Source organism: Saccharomonospora iraqiensis subsp. paurometabolica YIM 90007 (assembly GCF_000231035.2).
Classification (GTDB): Bacteria; Actinomycetota; Actinomycetes; order Mycobacteriales; family Pseudonocardiaceae; genus Saccharomonospora; species Saccharomonospora paurometabolica.
In genome coordinates this window covers 6,883-11,108 of record NZ_KI912257.1, presented here as the reverse complement: position 1 = coordinate 11,108, position 4,226 = coordinate 6,883, and the positions used below count along the sequence as shown (strand labels likewise).

Annotated in this window: 3 protein-coding genes; all 3 read right to left on the bottom strand. The window is 73.5% G+C overall.

What is annotated here, in order from left to right; translation table 11 throughout:
• Positions 1–1,099: hypothetical protein (locus SACPADRAFT_RS28740; RefSeq protein ID WP_007026704.1), on the bottom strand; the 1,099-nt coding region annotated here is incomplete at its 3' end.
• Between the two features lie 109 nt (positions 1,100–1,208).
• Positions 1,209–2,984 (bottom strand): aspartate--tRNA ligase, encoded by a 1,776-nt coding sequence (aspS, locus tag SACPADRAFT_RS0218955; RefSeq protein ID WP_007026705.1) that lies wholly within the window; start codon positions 2,982–2,984, stop codon positions 1,209–1,211.
• A gap of 251 nt (positions 2,985–3,235) precedes the next feature.
• Positions 3,236–4,009 carry an IclR family transcriptional regulator gene (locus SACPADRAFT_RS0218950; RefSeq protein WP_028662585.1) on the bottom strand — a complete coding sequence of 258 codons (774 nt, stop codon included), beginning with the start codon at positions 4,007–4,009 and terminating at the stop codon, positions 3,236–3,238.
• Between the last annotated feature and the right edge of the window lie 217 nt (positions 4,010–4,226).

Genomic DNA, 4,226 nt, shown 5'->3' with positions numbered 1-4,226 from the left:
GGGCGAGGTCGCGCCACCAGGTGGTCAGCGCCGCGGCACGGCTGGTCGGGCCCGCGCCGCGCAGCTCGGCCACCTCGGGGAGGTCCCGCCAGGTGGACAGCCACACCAGCACGAGCTGCGCGCCCAGCGCGTAGGACGACAGCAGGTCGTCGTCGGCGAGCGCGGGCCACAACTCGGTGACCTCCGCCCGCCACGCGGACGTCATGGCCTCGCTCATGCCCGACGGCAGGGCGAGCGCCCCCGGACTGGTGGCGAACGGCACCCGCAGGTGCGCCACGTCGGCGAGCGCGCTGCGGATGCGCCCGTGCTCGAAGTCCAGGAACCGGACCCCCGTCCCGGTGACGAGGTTGTTGTCCGGCCACAGCCCGACGGGGCTGAACGCCCGGTACGACACCGAGCGGGCGTGCTCCACCGCGCGGGTGACCGCCTCGGTCACCGCGTCCGGGGTCGACACACCGCAGGAGTCGGCCAGGAGCGCGGGAAGCTCGGTGAGCACCTCGGGCGGCACCGTGTCGTCACCGGGGTCGGCGTCGTCCTCGCCCCGGCCCGGGCCACCCAGTCTGCGCAGCAGCGCGTGGAAGTCGGCCTCCCTGCTGGCCGTGCTGGCGTGGATCCGGCCGAGGGAACGGGCCCAGGACAGCAGCGCGGTCTCGGCCGCCCGGGCGTCCGAGGCGCGCAGCTTGTCCTCCAGGGTGGGGGTCCGGCCCAGGTCGTCGAGCACCAGGATCCGCCGCTCGGCGTCGTGCGCGAGCAGCTCGGGGCACACCCGTTCCTCCGGCGGCAGCGCCGTGAACAGCTGGTAACTGGCGGCCTCCCGGGCGAACGAGTCCGGTTCACCGTCGACGACGGGATAGTGCTTGATCACCAGGGTGCGGGGCAGTGCGAACGCCGACGAGGCGACCCGGGCCCGCACCACGGTCGCCGGGCCGCTGCCGGGCAGCCCCTCGGGTTCGTCCAACGGGATCGAGCTGCCGAACCGGGCCGACAGCACCGCCTCGGCCGCCGCCACCGCGACCGTCACCGGGGATTGTTCCTCTCCGGGACCGACGGAGGAGGACGCTGCCGTCGAATCGTCGGTGGAGGAGGCATCCAGAATCATCGTCCACGACCCTACTAGGCGGAAAGCGACGCTCACCACAGTCGGAACGGGCAGCTCCGGAGTGCGGAACCGCCGGTCCGGCCGCGGCGCGGCGTCGCGACCGGGCGATTCAGCCGGACCGACGGGCCCCGTCCGGGGCGGCGTCGACGCCGGCCTCCTTGCGCTGCTGGGCGGTGATCGGGGCGGGGGCGCCGGTGAGCGGGTCGAACCCGCCACCCGACTTCGGGAACGCGATGACCTCCCGCAGCGAGTCGGCCCCGGCCAGCAGCATCACGATGCGGTCCCAGCCGAACGCGATCCCGCCGTGCGGCGGTGGCCCGTACTGCAGCGCGTCGAGCAGGAAGCCGAACTTCTCCTGCGCCTCGGCCTCGGGCAGGCCCATCACCTCGAAGACCCGCTTCTGCACGTCCGGCCGGTGGATACGGATGGACCCGCCCCCGATCTCGTTGCCGTTGCAGACGATGTCGTAGGCGTAGGCCAGGGCGTTGCCGGGGTCGGCGTCGAACTTGTCGACCCACTCCGGGGTCGGGGACGTGAACGCGTGGTGCAGTGCGGTCCACTGCCCGGACCCCACGGTGACGTCCTCGGTGTCCTCGGCCGCCTCGAACATCGGGGCGTCGACGACCCACACGAACGACCACGCGGTCTCGTCGATCATGCCGAGCGCCTCGGCGATCTCCACCCGTGCCGCGCCGAGCAGGTGCCGGGCGTCGGCGGGCCTGCCCGCGGCGAAGAACACGCAGTCCCCCGGCTTCGCCCCCACGGCGTCGGCGAGACCGGCGCGCTCGTGCTCGGCGAGGTTCTTCGCCACCGGCCCGCCGAGAGTGCCGTCCTCGCCGATCAGCACGTAGGCGAGGCCCTTGTGACCGCGCTGCTTGGCCCATTCCTGCCAGGCGTCGAGCTGCCGCCGGGGCTGGTCGGCCCCTCCGGGCATGACCACCGCGCCGACGTAGGGCGCCTGGAACACGCGGAACGGGGTGTCGGCGAAGAAGTCGGTGAGTTCGGTGAGCTCCAGCCCGAACCGCAGGTCCGGCTTGTCCGTGCCGTAGCGGGCCATCGCCTCGGCGTACGGCAGACGCGGGAACGGGGTGCGCACCTCGACGCCCACCAGCCGCCACAGCGCCGCGAGGACCTCCTCGGCCAGGGCGATCACGTCGTCCTGGTCGACGAAGCTCATCTCGACGTCCAGCTGGGTGAACTCGGGCTGCCGGTCGGCGCGGAAGTCCTCGTCGCGGTAGCAGCGCGCGATCTGGTAGTACCGTTCGAGACCGCCGACCATCAGCAGCTGCTTGAACAGCTGCGGCGACTGCGGCAGCGCGTACCACGACCCGGGCCGCAGGCGGGCGGGAACCAGGAAGTCGCGGGCGCCCTCCGGGGTGGACCGGGTCATCGTCGGGGTCTCCACCTCGACGAAGTCGTGCGCCTGCAGCACCTCCCGGGCCGCCCGGTTGACCTCGCTGCGCAGCCGCATCGCCCGGGCGGGCGCCGCGCGCCGCAGATCGAGGTAGCGGTACTTCAGCCGGATCTCCTCGCCGACCTCCAGCCGCTCGTCGAGCGGGAAGGGCAGCACCGCCGACTCGGACAGCACCTCCAGGTCGGTCACCAGCACCTCGATGTCCCCGGTGCCGATCTCCGGGTTCTCGTTGCCCTCGGGGCGCCGTGCGACCTCCCCGACGACCCGGAGGCAGTACTCCGCCCGCAGGTGGTGGGCGCGGTCGGCCATCTCCCCCTCGCGGAAGACCACCTGCGCCACCCCGCCGGCGTCCCGCAGGTCGATGAAGATCACCCCGCCGTGATCGCGCCGCCGGGCCACCCATCCGGTGAGGGTGACGGTCTGGCCAACGTGCCCGGCACGGAGCGTGCCGGCCTCATGCGTGCGAAGCACTTCGCGGAGTCCTTCCGACAGGGTCTGTTGATCTGGGTCGGTCTGTTGATCTCGGTGGGTCGTCGGTTGGTTCCGGCATCAGGGGAAACCGCTCGTCCTGCGGCCGGTGGGCCCCGGCCGGGCGGAGCCGACAGCACAGGTTAACGAACACGGCCGGTCCGGCCGCCACCAGGTTTCCCCGAACGGGGCACACCATGCACGGCGGGTCCCGGGCGGGACGGGCACGGCGGGGGTCCCGGGCGGGAGGGCCGTCAGAAGCCCGCCGACAGCGTGGTCGACATCGAGCTCGCGGCGCCGCGCACGGCGTCCGAGAGCCGGTCCACGTCGAGCGTCTGCGCGCGCCCGGTGACCGAGACGGCCGCGATCACCCGGCCGCCGGAGGAGAGCACCGGCGCGGCCACGGCCGCCACCCCGTGCTCGACCTCCTCCCGGGAGACGGCCACCCCGCGTTCCACCGTCCGCTCCAGGTCCCGGTGCAGCAGTCCGGGCAGCACGATCGTGCGCGGGGTGATCCGGGGCAGCCCCGCCGCCACGACCCGGCGCAGCCGGTCCTGCCCGCCCCAGGCCAGAAACACCTTGCCGGTGGCGGTGCAGTGGGTCGGCATCCTGCTCCCGACCCGCGACCGGACCGCCATCGCCCGGCCGCCGGTGACCTTCTCCAGGAACAGCGTGTACACGTTGTCCGGGACGGCGACGTGGACGTTCTCCCCGCTGATCCGCTGCAGATGCTCCAGATGCGGCAGTGCCGCCTTCCGGAGCACCCGTTGCCGCGGCACCAGCTGCCCGAGCCGGAACAGCTTCGTGGCCAGCCGGTAGTACCCCGGCCCGGAGCGCTCCACCGCACCCCACTCCACCAGGTCACCGAGCAGCCGGTGGACCGTCGGCTTCGGCAGCCCGGTCCGCGCGGCCAGCTCGGCCAGGCTCAGCTCCGCCGTGCCGTCGGTGAAGGCGTCCAGCACGGACAGCCCCCGGGCGAGCACGGACCGGTTCCGCGTCGCGTCTGGACGTTCGTTCTCCGCACCCACGGTCGCGAATACTACGAAAGTCGCGCACCGGGTGGGCGCACTCCCACGAGACCGGACCGGATCGACACCGCACCGCAATACCCGTGCCGTACCCGGGTCGATGCGCAGCGTGCGCATCGCCGGGCCGCTCGGTCACCCGCCCGTGGACGGACGCTCCGCCTCGCCGGTGCCGGCCGCGGGCTCCGCAGCGCCGACACCGGGGACACGGACCGCGAGC